The 23709-nt window shown below is 39.1% G+C and carries 21 protein-coding genes; 9 read left to right on the top strand and 12 right to left on the bottom strand.

What is annotated here, in order from left to right; all coding sequences use genetic code 11:
- Window positions 1-174: 174 nt before the first annotated feature.
- From G3I01_RS09115 to G3I01_RS09100, 4 genes are all read right to left on the bottom strand, one after another.
- Window positions 175-1038 (bottom strand): hydroxymethylglutaryl-CoA lyase, encoded by an 864-nt coding sequence (locus G3I01_RS09115; RefSeq protein WP_219547151.1) that lies wholly within the window; start codon window positions 1036-1038, stop codon window positions 175-177.
- A gap of 109 nt (window positions 1039-1147) precedes the next feature.
- Complete coding sequence (locus G3I01_RS09110; RefSeq protein WP_219547150.1) at window positions 1148-1762, bottom strand: LysE family translocator; 615 nt, start codon at window positions 1760-1762, stop codon at window positions 1148-1150.
- Window positions 1763-1765: 3 nt separating this feature from the next.
- On the bottom strand, window positions 1766-2788 hold the full coding sequence (locus G3I01_RS09105) for a quinone-dependent dihydroorotate dehydrogenase (protein ID WP_219547149.1): 1023 nt from the start codon (window positions 2786-2788) through the stop codon (window positions 1766-1768).
- A gap of 176 nt (window positions 2789-2964) precedes the next feature.
- Entirely contained in the window at window positions 2965-5838 is a 2874-nt protein-coding gene (locus tag G3I01_RS09100; protein ID WP_219547148.1) for a TonB-dependent receptor, read from the bottom strand.
- A gap of 288 nt (window positions 5839-6126) precedes the next feature.
- Here G3I01_RS09100 and pepT point away from each other — a divergent pair, with 288 nt between their 5' ends.
- Both pepT and G3I01_RS09090 read left to right on the top strand, forming a co-directional pair.
- A complete protein-coding gene (gene pepT, locus G3I01_RS09095; protein ID WP_219547146.1) occupies window positions 6127-7368 on the top strand; it encodes a peptidase T in 1242 nt (413 codons plus the stop codon).
- 17 nt (window positions 7369-7385) lie between these two features.
- The gene (locus G3I01_RS09090) at window positions 7386-7979 is read left to right on the top strand and encodes a DUF1801 domain-containing protein (protein WP_219547144.1); all 594 of its coding nucleotides are present in this window, start codon (window positions 7386-7388) and stop codon (window positions 7977-7979) included.
- Between the two features lie 53 nt (window positions 7980-8032).
- Here G3I01_RS09090 and yajC read toward each other — a convergent pair whose 3' ends face one another.
- The 4 genes from yajC to G3I01_RS09070 form a co-directional block, all read right to left on the bottom strand.
- Complete coding sequence (yajC, locus tag G3I01_RS09085; RefSeq protein WP_108172524.1) at window positions 8033-8326, bottom strand: preprotein translocase subunit YajC; 294 nt, start codon at window positions 8324-8326, stop codon at window positions 8033-8035.
- Window positions 8327-8334: 8 nt separating this feature from the next.
- Window positions 8335-8793 carry a DUF1573 domain-containing protein gene (locus G3I01_RS09080; protein ID WP_219547142.1) on the bottom strand — a complete coding sequence of 153 codons (459 nt, stop codon included), beginning with the start codon at window positions 8791-8793 and terminating at the stop codon, window positions 8335-8337.
- Between the two features lie 53 nt (window positions 8794-8846).
- Window positions 8847-9791: a transcription antitermination factor NusB gene (nusB, locus tag G3I01_RS09075; RefSeq protein WP_219547140.1), complete on the bottom strand. Its 945-nt coding sequence runs from the start codon at window positions 9789-9791 to the stop codon at window positions 8847-8849.
- An 83-nt stretch (window positions 9792-9874) separates the two neighbouring features.
- Entirely contained in the window at window positions 9875-10978 is a 1104-nt protein-coding gene (locus G3I01_RS09070; RefSeq protein ID WP_219547138.1) for a Glu/Leu/Phe/Val dehydrogenase, read from the bottom strand.
- A 133-nt stretch (window positions 10979-11111) separates the two neighbouring features.
- Between G3I01_RS09070 and G3I01_RS09065 the strand changes: the two genes are divergently transcribed.
- The 5 genes from G3I01_RS09065 to G3I01_RS09045 all read left to right on the top strand — a co-directional run bounded on the left by G3I01_RS09065 (window position 11112) and on the right by G3I01_RS09045 (window position 18590).
- Window positions 11112-12869 (top strand): ABC transporter ATP-binding protein, encoded by a 1758-nt coding sequence (locus tag G3I01_RS09065; RefSeq protein WP_219547137.1) that lies wholly within the window; start codon window positions 11112-11114, stop codon window positions 12867-12869.
- Window positions 12870-12944: 75 nt separating this feature from the next.
- The gene (locus tag G3I01_RS09060; protein WP_219547135.1) at window positions 12945-13331 is read left to right on the top strand and encodes a PUR family DNA/RNA-binding protein; all 387 of its coding nucleotides are present in this window, start codon (window positions 12945-12947) and stop codon (window positions 13329-13331) included.
- 79 nt (window positions 13332-13410) lie between these two features.
- The gene (locus tag G3I01_RS09055; protein WP_219547134.1) at window positions 13411-15927 is read left to right on the top strand and encodes a M14 family zinc carboxypeptidase; all 2517 of its coding nucleotides are present in this window, start codon (window positions 13411-13413) and stop codon (window positions 15925-15927) included.
- A 148-nt stretch (window positions 15928-16075) separates the two neighbouring features.
- Window positions 16076-17866, top strand: coding sequence for a potassium transporter TrkG (locus G3I01_RS09050; RefSeq protein WP_219547133.1), 1791 nt, complete (start codon window positions 16076-16078; stop codon window positions 17864-17866).
- Between the two features lie 10 nt (window positions 17867-17876).
- Window positions 17877-18590: a TrkA family potassium uptake protein gene (locus tag G3I01_RS09045; RefSeq protein ID WP_219547132.1), complete on the top strand. Its 714-nt coding sequence runs from the start codon at window positions 17877-17879 to the stop codon at window positions 18588-18590.
- Here the strand turns inward: G3I01_RS09045 and G3I01_RS09040 are convergent.
- Window positions 18587-18925 carry a tRNA-binding protein gene (locus G3I01_RS09040; protein WP_219547130.1) on the bottom strand — a complete coding sequence of 113 codons (339 nt, stop codon included), beginning with the start codon at window positions 18923-18925 and terminating at the stop codon, window positions 18587-18589. The genes G3I01_RS09045 and G3I01_RS09040 overlap by 4 nt on opposite strands.
- 65 nt (window positions 18926-18990) lie before the next feature.
- Between G3I01_RS09040 and G3I01_RS09035 the strand changes: the two genes are divergently transcribed.
- The gene (locus G3I01_RS09035; protein WP_219547128.1) at window positions 18991-19548 is read left to right on the top strand and encodes a thioredoxin family protein; all 558 of its coding nucleotides are present in this window, start codon (window positions 18991-18993) and stop codon (window positions 19546-19548) included.
- Between the two features lie 100 nt (window positions 19549-19648).
- A complete protein-coding gene (locus tag G3I01_RS09030) occupies window positions 19649-20293 on the top strand; it encodes a peroxiredoxin (RefSeq protein WP_219547126.1) in 645 nt (214 codons plus the stop codon).
- A 24-nt stretch (window positions 20294-20317) separates the two neighbouring features.
- Here the strand turns inward: G3I01_RS09030 and G3I01_RS09025 are convergent, their stop codons facing one another.
- The 3 genes from G3I01_RS09025 to G3I01_RS09015 all read right to left on the bottom strand — a co-directional run bounded on the left by G3I01_RS09025 (window position 20318) and on the right by G3I01_RS09015 (window position 23598).
- Window positions 20318-20863: a YfiT family bacillithiol transferase gene (locus G3I01_RS09025; protein WP_219547124.1), complete on the bottom strand. Its 546-nt coding sequence runs from the start codon at window positions 20861-20863 to the stop codon at window positions 20318-20320.
- Between the two features lie 135 nt (window positions 20864-20998).
- Window positions 20999-21931: a peptidylprolyl isomerase gene (locus G3I01_RS09020; protein WP_219547122.1), complete on the bottom strand. Its 933-nt coding sequence runs from the start codon at window positions 21929-21931 to the stop codon at window positions 20999-21001.
- A gap of 35 nt (window positions 21932-21966) precedes the next feature.
- Window positions 21967-23598 (bottom strand): amidohydrolase, encoded by a 1632-nt coding sequence (locus tag G3I01_RS09015; RefSeq protein WP_219547120.1) that lies wholly within the window; start codon window positions 23596-23598, stop codon window positions 21967-21969.
- Window positions 23599-23709: the final 111 nt, after the last annotated feature.

Here is a 23709-nt window from a genome sequence, read left to right as displayed (position 1 = left end):
GGTTCGATAACTGGATAAATCTGGAGAGAAATTCTGGGTAAAATAATACATCTTAAACCCTTGCATAACTGAAACTGAAGTATCTCAAACTTCAAACTTACTAAAGAGACAAAAAGAAAGAAAATCTATAGAACTGATCCTATTTCTGCTTAATTTACACCTTAAACAAGAAAGTTAATGATACGCCTGAAAGATTTTAGAAGCTTCATTATAGGCTGATTCAAAACTGGTCATTTTAATATTCGTATCTGCTTTGGCTGCATTAAAATAGGAAAGCATACGTTCTGAAGGCATATTCCCGGTAAGTTCATCTTTCGCCATAGGGCAACCGCCAAATCCCTGGATAGCTCCGTCAAATCTATGACAACCCGCCTTATACGCAGCATCTATTTTCTCATGCCATTTTGAAGGTGTAGTATGCAAGTGGGCTCCAAATTCAATATTTGGATATTTTGGAATAAGGTTGGAAAACAGGTAGTCTATAATTTCAGGCGTTGAAGTACCTACGGTGTCAGATAAAGAAAGGATCTTCACCCCCATCGCCGAAAGTTTTTCGGTCCACTCCCCTACGATCTCAACATTCCAGGGATCTCCGTATGGATTCCCGAAGCCCATACTTAAATAAGCCACTACTTGCTTATCGGTCTCATGGGCTATATCAAGGATCTCCTGAAGCACCTCAACAGATTCTGCTATGGTCTTATGGGTATTACGCATCTGGAAGTTTTCAGAAATTGAAAACGGATAGCCCAGATAACCTATTTCCTGAAACTTTGAAGCGTCCTCTGCTCCACGGGTATTTGCAACTATTGCAAGAAGTTTACTACTAGTCTTAGAAAGATCAAGCATTGAAAGCACCTCAGCCGTGTCTTTCATTTGAGGAATTGCTTTTGGCGATACAAAGCTTCCAAAATCGATGGTATCAAAACCGCATCTTAGCAAAGACTGAATGTACTGAGCCTTTTTCTCGGTAGGAATAAATTCCCTGATACCCTGCATAGCGTCCCTCGGACATTCGATTAGTTTTACTTTCGCCATATGGCCAAAGATAGCATTTTAGGGAAAATTGAAAAAGAATATAGTTTTATTGATAATATTAAATTTCAATACTGGTTTTTAGAATTCAGACTATAGATTCCTTAGCCGGTCAAAGAAGTATAAGGACCGCAATAACTATAAATATTACCACCTGCATCCATTTTAAAAACCTACCAGATCCCGGATGGGATTTAATATAAACAGATATCTTATTAGCAAGAATAGCAACCAGGCTGAATATTAGCAGTGCCTGCAACATGAAAACAAATCCCAGTATATAGAATTGAAGTATTGTATTCCCATCTGGTTCCCAAAGGAAACCGGGAAAAAAGGCCAGGAAAAAAATTCCCACTTTAGGGTTAAGTACATTCATAATAAATCCCCGCCTGAATAAGCCGATTAAATTTTTATCACGAATTACTTCCGAAGAAAAGGCGATATCGGGATCGCTCTTGTACACCTGCCAGGCCAGGTATAATAGGTATACCGCACCAAGAATCTTTATGAAAAGAAAGATATTATCAGATTGCTTGATAATGGCTGAAACCCCAAAAGCAACCAGGCTGGTATGTATCAATATTCCGCTAACCAGTCCTAAAGCGGTAACTATTCCTTCTCTGGCTCCATTAGCTATAGACCTTACCAAAACATAAATAATATCGGGCCCCGGTGAAAAGGTTAGAAGAATGGAAGCGGTTAAAAAAGGAATTAGCTGCTCTAACATAAATTAAAGCCCTTTTTCCAGTATTTTTTTATTGATTGCCTTGATTAGTGCCGGGCCTTCATATATAAAACCCGTATAAAGCTGCACCAGACTGGCACCGGCTTCAAGCTTTTCTATGGCATCTTCAGCAGTATGGATTCCGCCAACTCCAATTATCGGGAAAGCCTTCCCGCTTTTTTCTGAAAGGAATCTGATCACCTCGGTAGACCTTTTAGTAAGAGGTTTACCACTAAGACCTCCCATTTCATCCTTATTTTCAGATTTAAGACCTTCACGGGAAATAGTGGTATTGGTAGCGATCACCCCGGCGATATTTGTCTCCTTCACGATTTCGATAATATCCAATAATTGCTCATCGGTAAGATCTGGAGCAATCTTCAATAAGATCGGTTTCGGATTTACTTTCTGCTCATTTCTCTGCTGAAGCGTATTTAGAAGATCCTTTAAAGGTTCCTTATCCTGCAGTTCTCTAAGGTTTGGTGTATTTGGCGAACTTACATTCACCACAAAATAGTTTACATGATCAAATAAAGCCTCAAAGCTGTATAAATAATCATCCTTGGCCTTTTCATTCGGCGTGATCTTGTTCTTACCAATATTCCCTCCAATTAGAACATCTTTATTCTTCTTAAGACGCTCAACCATTTCTTCAACCCCGTGATTATTGAAGCCCATTCTATTTATAATAGCGAAATCTTCTTTTAATCTGAAAAGCCGCTGTTTTTCATTTCCAGGTTGTGGCTTTGGAGTAACCGTACCTACCTCGACAAAACCAAATCCAAGAGCTGAAAGTTCATTGAACAACTTAGCATCCTTATCAAAACCAGCGGCAAGGCCTACCGGATTCTTGAATTTTAAACCAAAAACCTCTCGTTCCAGTCTTTTATCTTCCATTCCAAATTTAGATCTCAGGAAAGATAACGCTCCAGGAATTTTACAGAATCTTCTTAAAAAGTTGAAGGTAAAATAGTGAACCTCTTCAGGATCAAATTTAAAAAGTGCAGGCCTAATTAGGGATTTATACATTGCTGTAGGTTTTCGCAAAAGTAATTGAATTTCCTGAAAATTGAAGCCCTGGCGCATTTCAATTCTTAAGTCAGCAAGAAATAAAGAGTCTGTCAAAAAAGCTATTTTCTTCAACCGAATTTGTTTCAGTGGAAGCATTTTAAGCTTTAATGACAGACTCTATTCTATAATTAATATTAATTCAGGTTAATGCTCACCCTGGCAAAAAGGAAACGCCCCGCAATTCCAAATTGCTGTGCTCTTCTCGACCAGTCGAATCTACCATCACTTCGGTTTCCGAATTCCGGTTCTGCTCTATCTGGATAAATATCGAAAATATTATTTGCACCTACAGTTAAGGTTAAGGCATCTGTCGCTTTATATCCAACAGATAGGTCGGTCACAATCTTGGAGCTGAATACCTGCTGATTAGCTAGGATTGTAGAAGCCTCGGTAACTTCCCCAAAATATACGTTTCTCAGGAAAACATTGAAGGCTCCCGCTGAAAGACTATTGGTAAGATTTACTTTAGTCCTCGGCACTGCTTCTTCCAGGTATACCCGGCTATCTTCAGGAAAATAAGTATCTACCAGTCCTGCTCTTTCAAGAACCTCGGAAGCATTAATATCTCCCACCTGCTGGGTCTTGGAAAGTGTAGCCGCAAGATCTGACTTCAAACTCACATTATCATTAAAAATAGCCTGTTGCGTCAACACAATATCCAATCCTTTAGACTCTGTATCTATCGCATTTGCAAAGAATGAAGCTGCAGTTGCATTAGCCTGGGCCAGAAGGTTATCTAATTCAGAACCTGTACCCGGGCCGCTGAACTGCCCGGTATAAACGATACGATCATCTATGGCTACGAAATATCCATCCACCGTAAGAGACAAGTTAGCATCAGGGATCTTAGCAGTAAAACCAAGACTTATACTTTGTGACGTTTCTTCTTTCAACTGCGGAATTCCCAATAGTTGTGCAGGCCTGCTATCATTAGAGAAAGTACCTACTTCCTGTGGATTCCCTTCATTATCAAAGATCGTGGAAGTTGAATTAAAATATAACTGGTGTAAGGAAGGTGCCCTGAAACCAGTGTTTACAGCTCCCCTTATATTGATATCATCGGTTAATTTGAACCTGGAAGAAAACTTGAAATTCAAAGTCGACCCAAAATCAGAATAATCTTCAAATCTCGTAGCAAAGGTTGCCAGAAATCTTTCACTAAAATCCAGTTCCATGTCAAAATAGCCAGCAATACTGCTTCGTTCTCTGGATAATTCATTTTTAGGACTGAATCCCGGGAAAACCTGAGATCCTCCAGGTCTGGCATTTCCGAAGAAATCTGTGGCCGGATCCTGATCTGCCCTGGTCACTACATCTCCGTTTTGAGTGTACTGTTCATAAGAAGCCCGCTCTCCTGCAAATATCTCGTAATTTTCAAACCTGTGCTCTGCTCCAAAAGCCACGTTTAGGCCAAGAAAAACTTCATCAAAAAACTTGCTCACATCCAAGTTGGTGGTATTCTGTAAAAATGAAAACCCACCGGCATCAAAGGATGTTGGACTTGCACGTTGCAAGGAAGCATTTGAAGTATTACTAATAAAGTACTGGAATTCATTCATCCCCCAGGTATTACTAAAATCTATTTCCCAATCACTTATTTGCCCTCTAACTCCAACAGCAATAGATTGATCTTTAATTTTAGAGTTTATTTCAGGTAAAAAACCGTTTATATAAATTGGAGTGTAAGTACGGCTTTGGTTTGGCAACCTATAGAATCCGGCTGAATTACCTCTTCGCGAGCTCATTCCCGCAAAGGAGTATAATTCCGTTCCCTCGTCATCTAAAGGAAGAGACATATTCGTAAAAAACCTACCTCCTCTTAGTGCAGACTGCCCTACACGCATATTGAAATCTGTCCGGTCAAGACCACGGGCATTTAATTCGTCTTCTGTAACATTCAAACCTAAGAGATCCTGTAACGCTTCCCTGTCTGGCGCGTTACTTATGTCGTTCTGAAATTCACTACTGAAGTAAGAAACATCCTGAGCGAAATCCTTGATCTGTTCATCTGATAAAAAAGCAATATCTGCCCCGTTATTGGCAGCGCGATATTCAATAGCATTATAGGCATTAAAGATCTCTCCTTCCCATTCTTTCATCCTGTTATAGTCTTCTCTATAATCAAAATCACCCGCAAAGCTCACGTAGCCCCCTCTTTCTCCAAGGGAAATACCATAACTGGCAGCAACGTTAATGGTTTCACCATCAACTCCGCCGGTTTGCTCATTGGCATTTTTAGAGAAATTTGCGCCCGTAGTGACATTAAAACTTAATTCGTTGGTTTGATCCAGTAATACAATATTGATCACCCCTGCAATGGCATCAGAACCGTATTGGGCTGCCGCACCATCACGTAGAACTTCTATCCGCTTAATAGCTGAAGCCGGGATCGCATTTAGATCTGTTCCCACACTACCTCTACCAAAGGTTCCATTCACATTCACCAAAGATGAATTATGCCTTCTTTTTCCATTTATCAAAACCAGAACCTGATCTGGTCCCAGGCCTCGCAAGGATGCCGGGTCAATATGGTCTGTCCCGTCAGAAATTGTCTGGGTATTTGAGGTAAAGGACGGTGCTACATAATTAAGCATCTGGTTAAGGTTTACCTGCGGTACGGCAACGGTCATTTCCTGCACATCCAGTACATCTATAGGCACCGTGGATTCAACAACGGTCCTGCTACGGCTTCTTGATCCTACCAGAACCACTTCTCCCAGGGCCATACCTGAAACCATGGTTACATTGATCTCCTGGCGATCTATGAGGACCTCCCGCGCATCATACCCCACAAAGGTAAAGACCAGGGTTTGTCCTAATTCAGCCTCCAGGGAATATTTTCCGTCAAAATCTGTACTGGTTCCTCTGTTGGTATCTTTAATTGCGACTGTAACCCCTCCAAGAGGTTCAGAATTTTCATCAAGGACAGTTCCCGTAATGGTTTGCATCTGCGCCTGCCCTATACAACAAAAGAAAAACGATAAAATTAACAAGTAATAATTTTTCATATTTAATCGGTTTGTTTTCTCTAATATACCCTTATTATTTTAGGAATACATAAACATTTGTTTAGTAATCAGTCACTTACACATAAATTAAGTGTTGAAATATGCTAGATTTAACCTATTTCTATTTTAAATTAACCTTGAAATTTGACTTACATTTTTGCAAAGTTTCACTAAAAATGTTATCAGTTTTTAAATAAGTTTAAGGAAAAGAAAAACCTGATAATTTATATTTGCTATACCTAATCGTTCAACAAAAAACAGGGCGGTTTTCTCAAAAAAATTTTAAGAATGATCAATAAGGAAAGGCTTACCAATAAGTTCATCAGTTACGTCAAGATCGATACCCAAAGCGATCCCAAAAGTGAATCAACACCTAGCACCGAGAAGCAATGGAATCTTGCCAACAAACTGGTAGACGAATTAAAGGAAATAGGTCTAGAGGAAGTGACTATAGACGAAAATGCATATGTCATGGCAACCTTACCCGCAAATGTACCACATGAGGTGCCTGTGATAGGTTTCGTTTCTCATTTTGACACTACCCCTGATTTTACTGGGACTAATGTAAACCCCCAGATCATCAAAAATTATGATGGGAAGGATATCGTTCTGAATAAAGAAAAGGACATAATCCTGTCACCAGATTATTTTGAAGACCTGAATGAATACAAAGGTCAGACTCTAATCACTACCGATGGAACTACATTATTGGGTGCAGACGATAAGGCCGGCATCACTGAAATTATGATGGCCATGGAATATTTGGTAGACAACCCGGAAATTCCACATGGGAAAATTCGTGTATGTTTTACTCCAGATGAAGAAATTGGCCGTGGTGCACATAAATTCGATGTAAAGAAATTCGGCGCAGAGTGGGCTTATACAATGGATGGTAGCCAGATCGGCGAACTGGAATATGAAAACTTCAATGCAGCACAGGCTGTTGTAAAAGTTTCAGGAAAAAGTGTTCACCCAGGTTATGCCAAAGACAAAATGGTGAATAGCATGTATATCGCCCAGGATTTCATTAATTCTTTACCAAGAATGGAAACTCCCGAGCACACCGAAGGAAGGCAAGGGTTTTTCCATTTAAGCAGCATACAGGGTGATGTGGAAGAAACCGTACTTGAATATATTATTCGTGATCACGATAAAACCCATTTTGAGGCGCGGAAACAAATGATGCAGGACCTGGTGAGCGACATCTGTTCTCAATATGAAAGGGATTGTATAAGTATCGAGATCAAAGATCAGTATTTTAATATGCGGGAAAAAGTAGAACCCGTAATGCATATAGTAGACCTGGCTAAAAAAGCTATGGAGGAGGTAGATGTAAAACCAATACTTAAGCCAATTAGAGGGGGAACCGATGGCGCCCAATTAAGTTTTATGGGATTGCCTTGTCCGAATATTTTTGCAGGTGGACATAACTTTCATGGTAAATATGAATATGTGCCTGTTGAAAGCATGCAGAAAGCCACTGAGGTTATTGTAAAATTAGCTGAACTTACCGCTAAAAAGTATGAGTAATTTTTAATCTTTAGATCATGCCGGTAAAAAGTGTTGAAGAATATATTTCATGTCACTCCTACTGGGAGGAAGAATTAAGACAGCTTCATGAAATGATACTGACTACAGAGCTGGAGTCCACTATTAAATGGGGAGCACCTGTTTATACATTGGAGGGTAAAAATGTAGTAGGCATTGGCGCATTTAAAAATCACTTAGGACTATGGTTCTTTAATGGTGCTTTATTAATGGAAAATATAGCCATGCTAATAAATGCACAGGAAGGAAAGACCAAGGCCTTAAGACAGATCAAGTTCGAGAAGGGAGATAAAATAAATACGTCGCGCCTTTTGCCCTATATTCAAGAGGCAATTCAAAATCAGAAAGAAGGCATAGAGATCAAACCAGTTAAAGTAAAAACACTGGTTATTCCTCCAGAATTATCTAAAGCGCTTACCATGGATAAAGATCTGGAAAGATGTTTCAATGATCTTACACCTGGAAAACAACGGGAATATGCAGGTCATATTTCTGAAGCAAAGAGAGAAGTCACCCGGCAAAGTCGATTGGAAAAGATCATCCCGATGATCAAGAGCGGCATTGGCTTAAATGATAAGTACAAAAACTGTTAAATAAAAAAAGCAGCTGTTTTCAGCTGCTTTTTTCTTTTCAATAAATTTCTTATTTACTTCTTTTCCTTTACAGGTTCATTGAGTTTCTGACTCATCTCCATTGAAATTGAAGAACGGTCGAAAGTAATTTTTCCTGCTCCGGTTTCAATTATCACCGAATTATTCTTTTCGCTAAAATCAACGATCTTACCGTGCATACCACTTTTGGTAACTATACGATCTCCTTTTTTGAGCTCGGCGGCAAAATTCTTTTCCTGTTTAGCTTTTTTCATTTGTGGGCGTATCATAAAAAAATACACTACCACAAACATTAAAATAATTGGTGCAAACTGTGTTAATTGATCCATATATGCTTTTAGCTAGCGTTTTCGTCAGCTTCTACAAAAGCTTTGATTTTAATTTGTTCTTTTCCTGATTCTGTATTTGCAGATACAGTAACTGTCTTAGTAACCTGGCCATTTCCAGATCCATTAAACTTCACTAACATCTCGCTTGATTCTCCTGGAGCGATAGTTTCATTTTTAGGATAAGTTGGAACGGTACAACCACAAGAACTAGATGCATTAGTGATTACTAATGGCGCATTTCCTGTATTTGTAAATTTAAATACATGCTCTACTGAAGTTCCTTTGGCGATATTACCGAAATCGAATTCAGATTCTTCAAAAGTGATCTCAGGATATTGAGTTTCCTGTGCGTCACGTTCAGCAGAAGCCTCTACGTTCTCAGCTTTTACCTTATCTGAAGCGTTATCTTTACATCCGGTGAACAGCATCGCCCCTACTGCTGCAAACATTAAAATTGTTTTTTTCATGGTGAAGTTATTTTGTTAAATTTCTAATTGATAAAAATAATAAAAATTCTGAACTACATTAGTCCTCTTCCGGTTTTATTTAGCTTATCCTCTGTTTGATATTCCTTGGATAATTTGTCCAGTACACCGTTGATAAAAATGCTACTTTTTGGAGTACTGTATTCCTTCGCAATTTCAAGATATTCATTGATAGTAACCTTTACCGGAATACTGGTAAATTTTAAAAATTCGCAGATAGCCATTTTGATAAGAACCATATCTACTTCAGCGATCCTATCCTTATCCCAGTTTGGTGTTTTACCAAGCATTTCTTCGGCCAGATCATCGTCATTCAAATAGGTTTTTCTAAAAAGTTTGATCGCGAACTCTTTATCTTCCTCATTTTTGAAAAGCTGAGTGATCTTCTTTTCTCTACCAGTAGATTCCTTTAGCTTCTGTAAAAATTTCAGGATGGCCGTATTTACCAGTGGAAGGTCATCCAGCCAGGTCAGCTTTTTATCTTCCAGGTAATCATAAAGCTTGTCGTTAGGAGCTATGATCTCTTTGAAAATATGGATAATGAACTTTTTATCTTCCTTGAAATCCCGGTCACGAGTTTCCATATACTCTTCGTAAGCTGCACTGTTCCTTACCTCGTTCCAGATAATAGCCACATATTCATCGTCCTGTTTCCAATGGTTGATCTTATGCTTTTCCAGGGCATTCTGGAGGCTTTCGTTCTCATTAAGGATCTGGAAGATCTGATTATCCACAAATTTGCGGTTGGGATCTTTCTCTTCGCTGGTAGCTAAATGTTTTTGTTGGGATTTTTCTAAATAGGATTCTGCATGTTCTCTTAATTCGGTGATCAGACTAATTTGAAGCAGAAACAGGTCATACATTTCCTGCATACTCTTGATCAGGAATTTTTCTTCGGTAGCAAGGTTATCATTCTGGCTTTGGCTAAAGGCATATAGCGACTGCATTACTTTAACCCTGATATGTCTTCTTGTCAACATAATTGTAAAAGAACTTTTAGAAAATTAGAAAGGGCGAAAGCATTCACTTTCGCCCTGCAAAAATATCAATAAATTAGAACTGACTAATTTAAATTTTGATTTTTTCTGTCCTCAATTCTTTGTCTTGCTATTTGCAAGGCAGCAAAATGAGTAGTTATATCATCCTTAGACGCTTTCTCAAGAATTCTAAGGGTTGTGTTATATATATTTTCAGTTTTACGCATGATCTCCTGCCTGTCGTAGTTCTCAAGTTCTGCATAAACATTAATGATCCCACCTGCATTTATTAAGAAATCTGGAGCGTATACGATGCCTTTTCTCTGAAGGATCTCTCCATGAGAAACCTCATCTGCCAACTGATTATTAGCAGCTCCTGCAATGATATCCACTTTTAGTCTGTGGATAGTATCATCATTAATAGTTGCACCTAAAGCACACGGCGCATAAATATCTACATCTGCTGAATAAATATCTCTGGCAGTGAAAATATGAGCACCATACTTCTTACTTACTTCTTCCAGACGTTCTTCGTTGATATCGCTAATAAAAACCTCAGCGCCATCACCTGTAAGATACTCAACAAGAGTTTCACCTACATGGCCAATTCCCTGTACCAGTACTTTTTTACCTTCAAGATCATCTGTCCCATACTTGAATTTTGCAGACGCCTTAATCCCCATAAATACTCCGTAAGCGGTAATAGGTGACGGGTTACCAGCTCCACCTTTAGATTCTGAGATCCCGGTCACATAAGGAGTTACCTCTCTTACGATGTCCATATCTGAAGTTTCCATTCCTACATCTTCTGCAGTGATATATTTACCACCAAGAGAATGAACAAATTCACCAAATCTTTTCATAAGCGCCGGAGTCTTGTCTTTCTTGGCATCTCCAATGATCACCGCTTTTCCTCCTCCAAGATTCAAACCGGTAATTGCACTTTTAAAAGTCATACCTCGGGAAAGACGAAGAACATCGTTCACCGCTTCCCATTCACTGGTATAATTCCACATTCTGGTACCTCCCAGGGCAGGTCCTAAAACAGTGTTATGAATACCAATAATTGCCTTTAAACCTGTATCTTTGTCGTTGCAAAAAACGATTTGTTCGTGTTCGTCAAACGACACTTGTCCGAATACCGGAGCAGACTTTTTTAGTTCATTTGCATTTAGAACGTCAACTTGCATAGTTTGTTGATTTTTAAATTTTTCAGATTTTGAATTTGATCAAAAATCCACCGCAAAAATAATAATATTTTAAAAAACAAGGATTTAAAACGTGTTAAATTACAGAATCCTCAATTAAGCCAAAATCCTCTGAATGAAAAACCTTCAGCATCTCAATAAATATTTTTATAAATACAAATGGAAATTATTAATTGGTCTGGTAATCACTATCGCTGCCAGGATCTTTGCCATATATTATATTCCTCTTATTGGTAAAAGTACCATCATCATTGAAAAATATATCAATGGTACCGTGACCGATATTTCTACGGTGAAAAACGAACTTGCATTTAATATTTTGCTTATTGTTGGAACGACTCTTATTTCAGCATTTTTCACCTTTCTAATGCGGCAAACCTTTATTGTAGTTTCCAGGCATATGGAATATGATCTCAAAAATGAAGTTTTCCAACATTATCAGGATCTTTCACTTAATTTCTATAAGAAGAACCGCACCGGGGACCTCATGAACAGGATCAGTGAAGATGTGTCAAAAGTGAGGCTTTACCTGGGTCCTGCGATTATGTATAGTGTAACTACATTTACCTCTACTATCGTGGTTTTGATATTCATGCTTAAAGCCGCTCCCGCGCTTACTCTATATACGGTCATTCCATTGCCTATTCTTTCTTTTGCCATATATAAATTGAGTGTAGCCATCCACCAGCGAAGTACGGTAGTACAGCAGTACCTTTCCCGACTGAATACTTTTACCCAGGAAAGTTTTAGCGGAATTGCCGTGATCAAATCCTATGGAATAGAGCCTCAGACCAATTCCAATTTCACTGAACTTTCAAACGGAAGCCGTGATAAGAATATCGACCTGGTAAAAGTTCAGGCCTTCTTTTTCCCATTGATGGTCTTGCTCATTGGTATTAGTAACATCATTGTTATTTACGTTGGTGGTAGAAAGATCATTTCCGGTGAGATCGAGAATATTGATGTCCTGGTGGAATTCATTTTATATGTAAATATGCTTACCTGGCCGGTGGCATCTATAGGTTGGGTTACTTCACTGGTACAACAGGCCGAAGCTTCCCAGGAAAGGATCAACGAATTTCTTAGTGAGAAGCCAGAGATCACCAATCCAAAATCTGAACCTGATACCGTTAATGGCACCATAGAGTTCAAGAATGTAAGTTTCACCTACGACGATACGAATATTACCGCTTTAAAAAATGTTTCATTCAAGGTAAGTAAAGGGGAAACGCTGGCGATCATAGGTAAAACAGGTTCGGGTAAATCCACGATCCTGGAATTGATAGGTAGATTATATGATATAGACCAGGGAGAGATCCTTATCGATGAGCGTAATATTGAATCTCTGAATCTGGAAAGCCTCAGGGAAAGCATTGGTTATGTGCCACAGGATGCATTCCTGTTCAGCGATAGCATCAGGAATAATATTAAATTCGGAAAGACCGATGCCACAGAAGAAGAGATCATAACTGCTGCTAAAAATGCTTCGGTCCATAAGAATATTATGGGCTTCAGCAAAGGATATGATACTGTTCTTGGCGAAAGAGGGATCACTCTTTCTGGCGGACAAAAGCAACGTGTATCTATCGCCAGGGCCATAATCCACGATCCTGAGATCCTACTCTTTGACGATTGCCTTTCAGCAGTAGATACAGAAACCGAGGAAGAGATCCTGAATAATCTATTCGAGATCACTAAAGACAAAACCACCATCATTGTAAGCCATAGAATTTCTTCAGCCAAGAATGCCGACAAAATTATTATCCTCGAGGACGGGCAAATAGTCCAGAAAGGTACACACCAACAGTTATTGGACAGCCCGGGATATTATAAAGAATTGTACGCAAAACAGCTAAATGAAAAAGAAATGTGAAAATATTTTGTTAGATGTTAAAATTTTTTAGATTTTTGGACTCGACAATAACAAACCATTAAAGAATCTATTTATATGAGCGACAAGGGAATGATGGAGAAAGAAGAAATATTCTCTAAAGTTTTAAGAGCGGGAAGAAGAACTTACTTTTTCGATGTGAGATCAACTCGTGCTGATGATTATTACCTTACAATCACCGAAAGTAAAAAGTTTACGAATGACGACGGTTCGTTCTACTACAAGAAACACAAGATCTACCTTTATAAAGAAGATTTTGATGGATTTAGAGAGATCCTCGAAGAGATGACCAACTTCATCATCAATGAAAAAGGTGAAGAAGTAATTAGTGAACGTCATCAAAAAGATTTCAAGAAAGAATATGATGATGATAACGACAATGAAAATGCTCAAAAATCATCTACTGCTGAGAAATTTACAGACGTAAGTTTCGACGACATATAAGAAACAATTACTATCAGCTATTTTAAACCGTCCCTTTCAGGACGGTTTTTTTTATCTTAGACTTTCCAAAATAATTGCAATGCGATACATTTTTAGCTTTCTATTACTCTTTTCATTTACATGTGCACAGGCTCAACAGGAAGACATCACTTTAGATTATTACCTGCCAGAGAATATAACCTTGAATCCCGATATTCCAACTCCACAGGAAGTAGTTGGTTTCGTTCCAGGTGAATGGCATGTAAGTCATGATCGCTTACTCATGTATATGCATAAACTGGCAGATGCTTCTCCACGTGTACAGATAGAGAACAGAGGATTTACTTATGAAGGCAGGCCATTGGTTTTGCTAACCATATCTTCAGAAGAGAACCTCGCAAATCTAGGGGAGATTAGAAAACAGCATATTTCTTTGGTAGAAAAGAATTCTGAAAATTTGAATATAGATGAAATGCCTGTAGTTCTCAACCAGGGTTTTTCTATTCACGGTAATGAAGCCAGCGGTTCTAATGCGGCATTGCTATATGCCTATTACCTTGCTGCTGCAGAAGGCGACAAAATTGAAGAAACGCTGAAGAACTCTATCATTCTGTTGGACCCGGCTTTTAATCCTGATGGCTTACAAAGATTCGCCTACTGGGCAAATACAAATAAAAGTAAAAATATAAATCCAGATCCTCAGGATAGGGAATATAATGAGGTTTGGCCCGGCGGGCGTACAAACCACTACTGGTTCGATATGAACCGCGACTGGTTACCAGTTCAATTACCAGAGTCACAGGCGAGAATAGAAACTTTTCATAACTGGTACCCAAACATCCTGACAGATCATCACGAGATGGGATCAAATTCCACTTTCTTTTTTCAACCCGGAATTCCTTCGAGAACACATCCACTTACTCCTCAACTGAATCAGGATCTTACCAAGGAGATCGGGACTTATCACGCCGAAGCTCTTGATGAGATAGGTTCCCTGTACTATACCGAGGAGAATTATGATGATTTCTACTACGGAAAGGGATCTACCTTTCCCGACATTAATGGTAGTGTGGGAATCTTATTTGAACAGGGAAGTTCTCGTGGGCACGCGCAGGAAACTGAAAACGGACTCCTCACTTTTCCATTTACCATCAGGAATCAGTTTACCGCAGCACTCTCCACTCTGGAAGCAGCGCAACAAATGAGAAAAGACCTTTTAAATTATCAACGGAAATTCTTTAAAGATTCGCGTAAGACAGCTTCCACTGGAGCTTACGCATTTGGTAGCTCTAAGGATCCGGTTAGCGCCTATAAACTGGCCGAGATCCTGAAAAGACATAAGATCGAAGTACATGAAGTAGAAAAAGATTTCACTCAGGATGGAGAAAACTTTAAGAAAGGTTCCGCCTATATCGTTCCTAAAGATCAAAGACAGCATAAACTTTTAAAGGCGATGTTCGAGAGAAGAACCGAATTCAGGGACAGTCTTTTTTATGATATTTCTGCATGGACTTTTCCTCTCGCTTTTAATCTGGATTTCCTGGAAGATTCATCCATGAAAAATGCCGGTGAAAAAATAGACGATCTTAAAATGCCAGTTCCAGAACCACCTACGGAAAGTGATTATGCCTATTTACTTAACTGGAACAATTATATGGCTCCTAATGCGCTGAACCAGATCCTTGAAAAAGGGCTTCGAGCTAAGGTAGCTATGGAAGATTTCAGAATAAACGGAACAACCTACGGGCATGGTACCATCATGATACCAGTTCAAAATCAAAAATTAGAGAACAGTGAACTTTTTGAATTCCTAAAACAGGTTTCCAGAGATAGCGGAGTTGAAATTTCAGCAATAGAAACCGGGATGACCCTCGGAATAAACCTGGGAAGTAACCAGTTCAGAGGTTTGAAACCTCAAAAGGTCGCGCTTATCGTTGGTGGCTCTATTACTCCGTATGATGCGGGGGAGATCTGGCATTTATTCGATCAGCGATATAATATGAAGATCACCAAACTGGATGTTAGTGACCTTTCGGGGACAGATCTAAGTAAATACACCGATATTATTTTGCCGTCTTCCTGGGGCAGCGGGATAGATAAAGAACATGCCTCTAAATTAAAAAAATGGACTAAAGATGGCGGCACCCTTATCGCATACAGGAATGCAGTAAACTGGATGAAGAAAAATAACTTTATAGAATTTGAAACCAAAAAGAATGAACTAACCGCAAAAGACATAAGTTTTGGAGATCGTGGAGATTTTAAAGGCGCCCAGGGTATTGGAGGGGCTATTTTTGAAGTGAAACTGGATAGAACCCATCCAATTGCCTTTGGCTATGATGACGATAAGATCGCAATGTTCAGGAATACCACGATTTTTATGGAAGCCGATGAACAAAGCTATAACAACCCAATTCAGTATACCGAAAACCCTCTTTTAAGTGGATATATAAGTAAACAAAACCTGGATTCTATTGCCAGCACTGTGCCATTTAAACATAAAAGCCTTGGTAAAGGAGAAGTCATGTTATTTACAGACAATACAAATTTCAGGGCTTTTTGGTATGGGACCAATAAATTATTGATGAATGCCATATTCTTTGGAGAAGAAATGTAGTACCCATAGTTTAGGGAAATTTTAGGAGTCTTGTACGTAAATTGAATAACTTTGTAGAAGACTAAAAGCTTAAATAAAAGTCCGGAAGTCTTTTCCGGACTTTTTAAGTTTTAAATTCATCCTTCTGTATGCTAAAAACTACTTTTCAGTGAAATTTTCAGGATTTAGAAGCTGGCTGAAAAATGAGAGGTTTTTAACTTACCTCAATCGGTTTTCATTCCTTTTAAGCCTAATTACCATTTTGGTCGCCTTGTACGACCTTGGTTTTCGGCATATGCAGAGAGAAGAAGAACAGCTAAACCATTTCTATTTTGGAGCTTTGATAATTGGGGTGGTTGCAATTTTGCTTCGGTATTTTTTATTCAGGGTTCATTTCAGATTAAAAGTCAGGATCTTCGATACGGTATTAGGCGCTCTATTTGGATTTCTTATTATCATAAAAATTGATGGAGTCCTGGAGAGTTTTCCATTCCTGGAATTCATGAATAAGATGGTATATCTCTATCTCGCTGCGCTTATATATTTCATCAGGGAATTCTCTACCGTAGAATTCAACTTTAAAAATCAATACCTTAATCCGGCACAATTATTCATTACCAGTTTCCTACTTATCATACTGGCGGGAACGGCCTTATTAATGCTGCCCAAAGCAACCCATGAAGGGATTAGCCTTTTGGATGCGCTCTTCACCTCTACCAGCGCCGTATGTGTAACAGGATTGATCGTAGTTGACACCGGTTCTTATTTTACCCTGTTCGGGCAGACGATCATCTTATTATTAATGCAGATAGGAGGATTGGGAATTATGACCTTCGCCAGCTATTTCAGTTATTTTTTCAGGGGGCAAACATCATATCAAAACCAATTGATGCTGAAAGATGCTACCAATTCTGAAAAAATAGGTGAAGTATTTAGCGTTCTTAAAAAGATCCTATTCATCACCTTTATCGTGGAATTTCTGGGGGCTTTTTTCATTTACTTCAGTCTTGATAAATCTGAAATTTCCCAAATTGGCGACCGTCTTTTCTTTTCAATATTTCATGCGGTAAGCGGATTCTGCAATGCTGGGTTTTCAACACTACAGAACAGTCTTTATGAACCCGAGTTCAGGTTCAATTATACTTTACACATCATAATAGCCCTGCTTTTTATTCTGGGAGGAATTGGTTTCCCTATAGTGCTCAATATTTATAAATATATTAAATACGCTATCACCAACCTGTTCCTGAAGATTAGAAATAACAGGCCTTTACCTTATTCACCCTGGGTGATCAATCTAAATACAAGAATAGTGATCTTCACCACTTTTGTTTTGCTTAGCGTGGGTACGGTTGGGTTTTATGCTTTTGAGTATAATAATACCCTGTCTGAACATGGTTGGTTTGGAAAGATCGTCACGGCTTTCTTTAGCGCAGCCACTCCAAGGACGGCAGGATTTAATTCTATAGATATAAGCGCGTTGAATTTTAGTACGTTAATGATGATGTTTCTTCTTATGTGGATCGGGGCTTCTCCAGCATCTACAGGAGGTGGTATCAAAACAAGTACGATTGCGGTTGCGACGCTTAACTTTTTTAGCCTGGCCCGTGGAAAAGACCGGATAGAAGTCTACAGAAGGGAGATCTCACATGCATCTATAAGAAGGGCTTTTGCCATAATATCACTCTCTTTGATGGTTATAGGAATTTCAATATTCCTGATTGCCACCTTCGATCAAGATAAATCATTATTAAACATTGCTTTCGAATCCTTTTCGGCTTATAGTACGGTGGGTCTATCAACTGGAATTACGGCAGATCTTTCCTCGTATTCTAAAGTGGTGATTATTTTTACGATGTTCATTGGCCGGGTAAGCATGCTTACTTTATTGATCGCCATGTTGAGGCGGGTAAAGCATTTAAACTATCGTTATCCAACAGACGAAATTTTAATCAACTAAACAAAGTATTATGAAGTATATAGTTGTGGGACTGGGAGCTTTTGGAGCTTCAATTGCAGAAAAACTGGCCGAGATGGGGAATGAAGTTATTGGCGTGGACATTAGCATGAGTAAGGTCGAAGCGATTAAAGAAAAGATCACTCACGCGATAAGCCTGGACGCAACAGATATTGAAGCGGTTAAGAATCTTCCCCTGGATGATACAGATATCGTCATCATAGGTATCGGAGAAGATAAAGGTGCCAATATCATGGCAGCTGCCCTTATGAAACAAATGAAAGTAAAAAGGCTAATTAGCCGTGCCGTAGATCCACTTCAAAGAACCGTACTGCAAACTATGGGAGTAGATGAAGTTATTCATCCAGAACAGGAAACTGCCGACCGCTGGGCTCAAAAACTGAACCTGGAAGGAGTTGTAGACAGCTTTGAGATCGATAGCGATTTCAGTATTGTCGAAACCAAGATCCCTGAGGAATACCATGAGAAAACCATTAAAGAATTAAATATCAAAGACCAGTTTGATATCATAATTCTCACCACTATGAATGTTTCGCCATCCAAGAATGAACTGGGGGCTAAAACAGAAAAAGCTTCTGTGAATGGAGTAGCAAGTGCCAATACGGTACTTTATAAAGATGATATTATGGTATTATACGGTCACAATAAGAACATCAAAAGACTACTGGAGGAGCATAAAAAATTTAAAGAAGGAGATCTTGGTTAAGCGATCACAGATCCATTAGGCATTTTTTGATCTGGAGAAAGCAAGACAACATCTTTATTATCGCCAGGAACTCCAAGCACCAGGCATTCACTTTTAAATCCGGCTATTCTTTTCACCGGAAAATTTACCACGGCAATGATCTGTCTACCTGGCAATTCCTCCCTGGTATATCTCCTGGTAATTTGAGCAGAAGACCTTTTCTGCCCTAAATCTTCTCCAAAATCTATGGTAAGTTTATAAGCTGGATTTCTGGCTTCCGGAAAATCTTCAGCAGAAATAATAGTTCCCACTCTCATTTCTACCTTTTCAAAATCATTCCAATCGATCTCTTTCATCTTTCTATTTTAAGGGCTTCAAATTAGCTAATATTCAGCATTAATAATTAATTTTAAAGAAAAAGATGTCACTTACCCCTTCAAATATGATCGCCCTGGGAACTAAAGCTCCCGATTTTAAGTTGATGGACACCATCACGGATCACCTTATCACCCTGGACGAAATAAAGGGAGAGAAAGGCACGGTCATAATGTTCATTTGTAACCACTGCCCTTTTGTGAAGCATGTGAATGAAGAGATCGTGCATATCGCTAATGAGTACAGGCAGCTTGGCTTCGGTTTCGCCGGAATCATGAGCAACGATGTTTCAAAATATCCACAAGACAGTCCAGAAATGATGAAAGAGCATGCTGCCAAACATCAGTATTCCTTTCCTTATCTTTTTGACGGAACCCAGGAGATCGCCAAAGCTTATGATGCCGCCTGCACCCCAGATTTCTACCTTTTTGATGATGAACTCAAACTTATATACCACGGCCAGTTAGATGAAAGCCGGCCGGGAAATGGAATTCACCCGAACGGGAGAGATCTTAGAGAAGCTATGGACGCAGTACTGAATAACCGGAAGGTTGCTGAGAACCAAAAACCCAGTATTGGGTGTAATATAAAATGGAAGGATTAATTTAACTGAATCTTGCATTTTTGGGCTATTATTTTCTTTAAATTTATAAACCTATAGATTTAATAGGTTTTAATTATTAATTAAACAAAATATATTGATTATGAGTGATTTGAAATTAGGAGACAAAGCCCCAAACTTTGACGCTGAAACCTCAGAAGGAAAAATCAATTTCTACGATTACCTTGGGAATAGCTGGGGGATACTTTTTTCGCATCCGGCAGATTACACTCCTGTTTGTACAACAGAACTAGGTACAGTTGCCAATTATAAATCTGAATTCGAAAAACGCGATGTAAAGGTTATGGCACTTAGTGTCGATGGCCTGGAATCACATAAAGGCTGGATCAAGGATATTAATGAAACTCAAAATACCACGGTTAATTTCCCTATCATCGCCGATGAAGACAGAAAGGTTTCTGATCTATACGGAATGATCCATCCAAAAGCCGATGATACTCTTACCGTAAGATCTGTATTTGTCATCGCGCCAGATAAGACCATTAAAATGACCTTAACCTATCCAGCAAGTACCGGTAGGAATTTTGATGAGTTATTAAGAGTAATAGATTCTCTTCAGCTAACCGCTTACAACAAAGTAGCTACACCGGCTAACTGGAAACATGGTGAAGATGTAGTGATTAGCCCATCTGTTAGTAATGAAGAAGCAGATAAAATGTTCCCGAAAGGATACAAGGAGATAAAACCATATTTACGAATGACTCCTGAACCGGAACTAAAAAAATAATTAGATCTATTATAAAGGCTGGTATTATAACCAGCCTTTTCTTTTCAATAAATTATGCATATGCGCATAATGATGCCTGCCATGCCAGGAATAATGCCCAAGGCTTTCTTTTAAGGTATACCTCTGGCCGGTTTCCGAATGCACAAAAGTTTTATCAAAATCATCTGTACTCATGTTCTCTAAGAGGATCACCCATTTCCCATGGAGTGCACTTATAAAATCAAGGGATATCTCTACGGGAGCAAGCCTGGAATCATAAAGCTCTGCAAAAGCCTTTTCATCATAAGCTTTTATTGTAGGCTCATCTTCTGTTAGCGCCCATTTAAAGCGGAGAAAAGCACTCATATGACTATCGGCGATATGATGTATTAATTGCTTCAAGGTCCAGCCTTCAGGGCGATAAGGAGTATCCAGCTGCTTCTTGGTAATCTTATTTACATCCTCTTTCAACTTCTGAGGCAATTCACTAATATCATCGATCCATTCATTGATCTCGACCGAAGTTATTTCTTCCGGAATCTCATCCTTCCCGATTGGATATTTTAATGCTTCTAAATCATCTGTAGTCATTTCTAAAAATAAAAAAACTCGCTGAGATTCCAGCGCGTTTTATCAATATATTATAGGTTTAAAGCCGTAAAAATAAATCTCGTTTGAGTATTAATGCTGTAATTGTTTCAACATTTCAAAACCCAGGTATAGAGACTATTTTGCATCCATTAATTCTACATCGAAAATTAGGATCGCGTTTGGTGGGATCACTCCGCCTGCGCCTCTTTCACCATACGCCAGATGAGATGGAATTACCATTCTCGCTTTATCACCTACATGAAGTAATTGGATACCTTCATCCCAGCCCGGGATAACATGACCTACTCCAACCGGGAATTCCAGAGGTTTGTTTCTCTTGTAAGAAGAATCGAAAACAGTACCATCTGCCAACTGACCTTTGTAATGAACTGAAACATTCTTTCCTTTTTCAGCTTTCTTACCGTCACCTTTCTGGATAAGTTTATAACGAAGTCCGCTTTTGGTTTTTTCAAAGCCTGCTGCCAGTTTATCAACTTCAGCTTCTGCTTTTTGTTTTGCTTCAGCTTCTTTTTTTACTTTTTCAGCATTAAAATCTGCAAAGGCCTGTACAGCGTCAAAATTTTCAGCATCACTTCCTTCGCGAATGATCTCTACTTTTTCCAGTTTGTCCCCTTGCTGGATCTTGTCTACAATCTCCTGGCCTTCCACTACATTTCCAAAAACAGTATGTTTCCCGTCTAACCATGGAGTTTCCACATGAGTAATAAAGAACTGGCTACCATTGGTTCCAGGACCGGCATTAGCCATAGAAAGTTTTCCAGGGGCATCATGCTTTAATTCCGGGTGGATCTCATCGTCGAATTGGTATCCCGGGCCACCGGCTCCGGTTCCCTGTGGATCACCTCCCTGAATCATAAAATCGGGAATCACGCGGTGAAATTTCAATCCGTCGTAATAAGGTTCTCCTTTTTCTTTAGGGTCATTCTCTATTTTACCTTCTGCCAGGCCTACAAAGTTTCCTACAGTTCCCGGTGTTTTTTCGTATTCCAGTTCTACCAGGATCTCTCCTTTGGTAGTATGAAATTTAGCATATAATCCGTCGTTCATTTTTTTAATTTTTGATGAGTGCAAAGATACCCAGTTTAATTTTTATAGACCTGCTCACCATTCACAAAAGTTGAGGTGACCTTTGTATCTGGGACGCTGTCTATTTCAACCTTCATAATATCTCTGTCCAGAATAATAAAATCTGCGAATTTACCAGGCTCTATACTTCCTTTTTCTTTTTCTTCAAAATTTGCAAAGGCAGCCCAGATGGTCATACCTTTTAATGTTTCTTCCCGGCTTAACGCCTGATCTTTCATAAAACCTTCTTCAGGATAATTCTCTGTATCCTGGCGATCTACTGCCGCGTAAAAAGTTAAAAAAGGATTCACCTCTTCCACCGGAAAATCTGTACCAAGAGCAACTATGCCAGCCTGGTCAAGAAGCTTTTTAAAAGCATAGGCCCCTTTTATCCTATCAGATCCCAGCCTGTCTTCAGCCCAGTACATATCACTGGTAGCATGAGTTGGCTGTATAGAAGGGATAATATTCTTACTGAAATATTTAAAATCTGCCGAATCTATCACCTGCGAGTGCTCCACTCTCCACCTGCGGTCTTCAGCATCCCCAATAAGGGAATCGTAGGTTTTCAACACCAGGTAATTGGCAGAATCGCCAATGGCATGAGTATTCATCTGAAATTCGGACTTCGCGATACGTTCGGCAGTAGCTTTGAATTCTGAAACCGGTGAAAGTAAAGCTCCAAAATGATCTGGTCTATCTGAATATTCTTTTTTCAAAGCTGCTCCCCTGGAACCTAAGGCCCCGTCACCATAGAATTTAACCGATCTTACGTTCAACCTGTCTGTTTTATAAGGTCCCTTCTCCAAGAAAAAATCAAGATTTTCCTTAGTGTTACTTACCATCGCATAGATCCTGATCTTTAACTCATCAGATTCATTAAGGCTGTCCATCAATTCGATGACCTGCTTATCGATTCCAGCATCAACCACCGTAGTAAGGCCATAACCAAAACAGATCTCCTGGGCGTCTTTCAAGGCCTTAATTTGAGTTTCCATATCAAGATCATCGGTGATCTTTTCTATTTTCAGCATTGGGTTATCCACCAAAATTCCGGTAAGTTCACCGTTCTTCTGCTCTATATCACCCCCTTCAAATTCTGTTTCGGTAGTAATATTTGCTTTATTCAAAGCGGCCTGGTTTACGAGCATGGCGTGTCCATCTATTCTGGTAATAGCTACCGGCGTATCGGGAAAAAGATCATCAAGGGTGTCCTTCGCCGGAAATTCCTTGATCTCCCAGTCATTCTGATCCCATCCTCTACCCACGATGAAATCTACCCCATTCTTTTGTTGAAACTCAACAATTCTCACCACTACCTCATCAAAACTCTTGGTCCCGGTAAGGTCTACCCGCTGTTGTTGCATTCCTAAACCATAAAAATGGGCATGCCCATCGATAAAGCCTGGATAAACTGCTTTTTCTTCAGCATTTATACTTTCTGAATATTCGTATTTATCTCTTAGCGCTTCAGAAGTACCTGTTTCCAGGAATTTTCCATCTTTCACTACAAAAGCTTCTACTTCGCTAAAATTGTCATCTACCGTATAGACTTTCGCATTATAGATAAGCAGATCTGCTTTTTCTTTATTTGAGCCACAGCTCACCATTAAAATGGCTAATAATAGTAATCCGGATAATTTTTTCATTTAAAAGAATTTTGCCTAAAAATAAAGAAAGGAATTAAGAAAGCTATTCTATATAAGGAGTTTTGAATATTTCAGCGTTCAAAATAGATGTTCGATTTGAATTAAAATTGA

Origin of the sequence: Gramella sp. MT6, from assembly GCF_019357415.1 — a bacterium.
In the GTDB taxonomy this organism is placed as follows: domain Bacteria; phylum Bacteroidota; class Bacteroidia; order Flavobacteriales; family Flavobacteriaceae; genus Christiangramia.
Note: the sequence above shows the minus strand (reverse complement) of the source record. Positions and strands in the feature narration are given on the sequence as shown.

Excerpts from the sequence above, each read along its gene's own strand:
- G3I01_RS09020 (WP_219547122.1), bottom strand. The coding sequence starts at position 21,931 with ATGAACGACGGATTATATGCTAAATTTCATACTACCAAAGGAGAGATC.
- G3I01_RS09035 (WP_219547128.1), top strand. The coding sequence starts at position 18,991 with ATGTCACTTACCCCTTCAAATATGATCGCCCTGGGAACTAAAGCTCCC.
- nusB (WP_219547140.1), bottom strand. The coding sequence starts at position 9,791 with ATGTTGACAAGAAGACATATCAGGGTTAAAGTAATGCAGTCGCTATAT.
- G3I01_RS09040 (WP_219547130.1), bottom strand. The coding sequence starts at position 18,925 with ATGAAAGAGATCGATTGGAATGATTTTGAAAAGGTAGAAATGAGAGTG.
- G3I01_RS09015 (WP_219547120.1), bottom strand. The coding sequence starts at position 23,598 with ATGAAAAAATTATCCGGATTACTATTATTAGCCATTTTAATGGTGAGC.
- G3I01_RS09115 (WP_219547151.1), bottom strand. The coding sequence starts at position 1,038 with ATGGCGAAAGTAAAACTAATCGAATGTCCGAGGGACGCTATGCAGGGT.
- G3I01_RS09100 (WP_219547148.1), bottom strand. The coding sequence starts at position 5,838 with ATGAAAAATTATTACTTGTTAATTTTATCGTTTTTCTTTTGTTGTATA.
- G3I01_RS09105 (WP_219547149.1), bottom strand. The coding sequence starts at position 2,788 with ATGTATAAATCCCTAATTAGGCCTGCACTTTTTAAATTTGATCCTGAA.
- G3I01_RS09030 (WP_219547126.1), top strand. The coding sequence starts at position 19,649 with ATGAGTGATTTGAAATTAGGAGACAAAGCCCCAAACTTTGACGCTGAA.
- G3I01_RS09080 (WP_219547142.1), bottom strand. The coding sequence starts at position 8,793 with ATGAAAAAAACAATTTTAATGTTTGCAGCAGTAGGGGCGATGCTGTTC.
- yajC (WP_108172524.1), bottom strand. The coding sequence starts at position 8,326 with ATGGATCAATTAACACAGTTTGCACCAATTATTTTAATGTTTGTGGTA.
- G3I01_RS09110 (WP_219547150.1), bottom strand. The coding sequence starts at position 1,762 with ATGTTAGAGCAGCTAATTCCTTTTTTAACCGCTTCCATTCTTCTAACC.
- G3I01_RS09090 (WP_219547144.1), top strand. The coding sequence starts at position 7,386 with ATGCCGGTAAAAAGTGTTGAAGAATATATTTCATGTCACTCCTACTGG.
- G3I01_RS09055 (WP_219547134.1), top strand. The coding sequence starts at position 13,411 with ATGCGATACATTTTTAGCTTTCTATTACTCTTTTCATTTACATGTGCA.
- G3I01_RS09060 (WP_219547135.1), top strand. The coding sequence starts at position 12,945 with ATGAGCGACAAGGGAATGATGGAGAAAGAAGAAATATTCTCTAAAGTT.
- pepT (WP_219547146.1), top strand. The coding sequence starts at position 6,127 with ATGATCAATAAGGAAAGGCTTACCAATAAGTTCATCAGTTACGTCAAG.
- G3I01_RS09045 (WP_219547132.1), top strand. The coding sequence starts at position 17,877 with ATGAAGTATATAGTTGTGGGACTGGGAGCTTTTGGAGCTTCAATTGCA.
- G3I01_RS09070 (WP_219547138.1), bottom strand. The coding sequence starts at position 10,978 with ATGCAAGTTGACGTTCTAAATGCAAATGAACTAAAAAAGTCTGCTCCG.
- G3I01_RS09025 (WP_219547124.1), bottom strand. The coding sequence starts at position 20,863 with ATGACTACAGATGATTTAGAAGCATTAAAATATCCAATCGGGAAGGAT.
- G3I01_RS09065 (WP_219547137.1), top strand. The coding sequence starts at position 11,112 with ATGAAAAACCTTCAGCATCTCAATAAATATTTTTATAAATACAAATGG.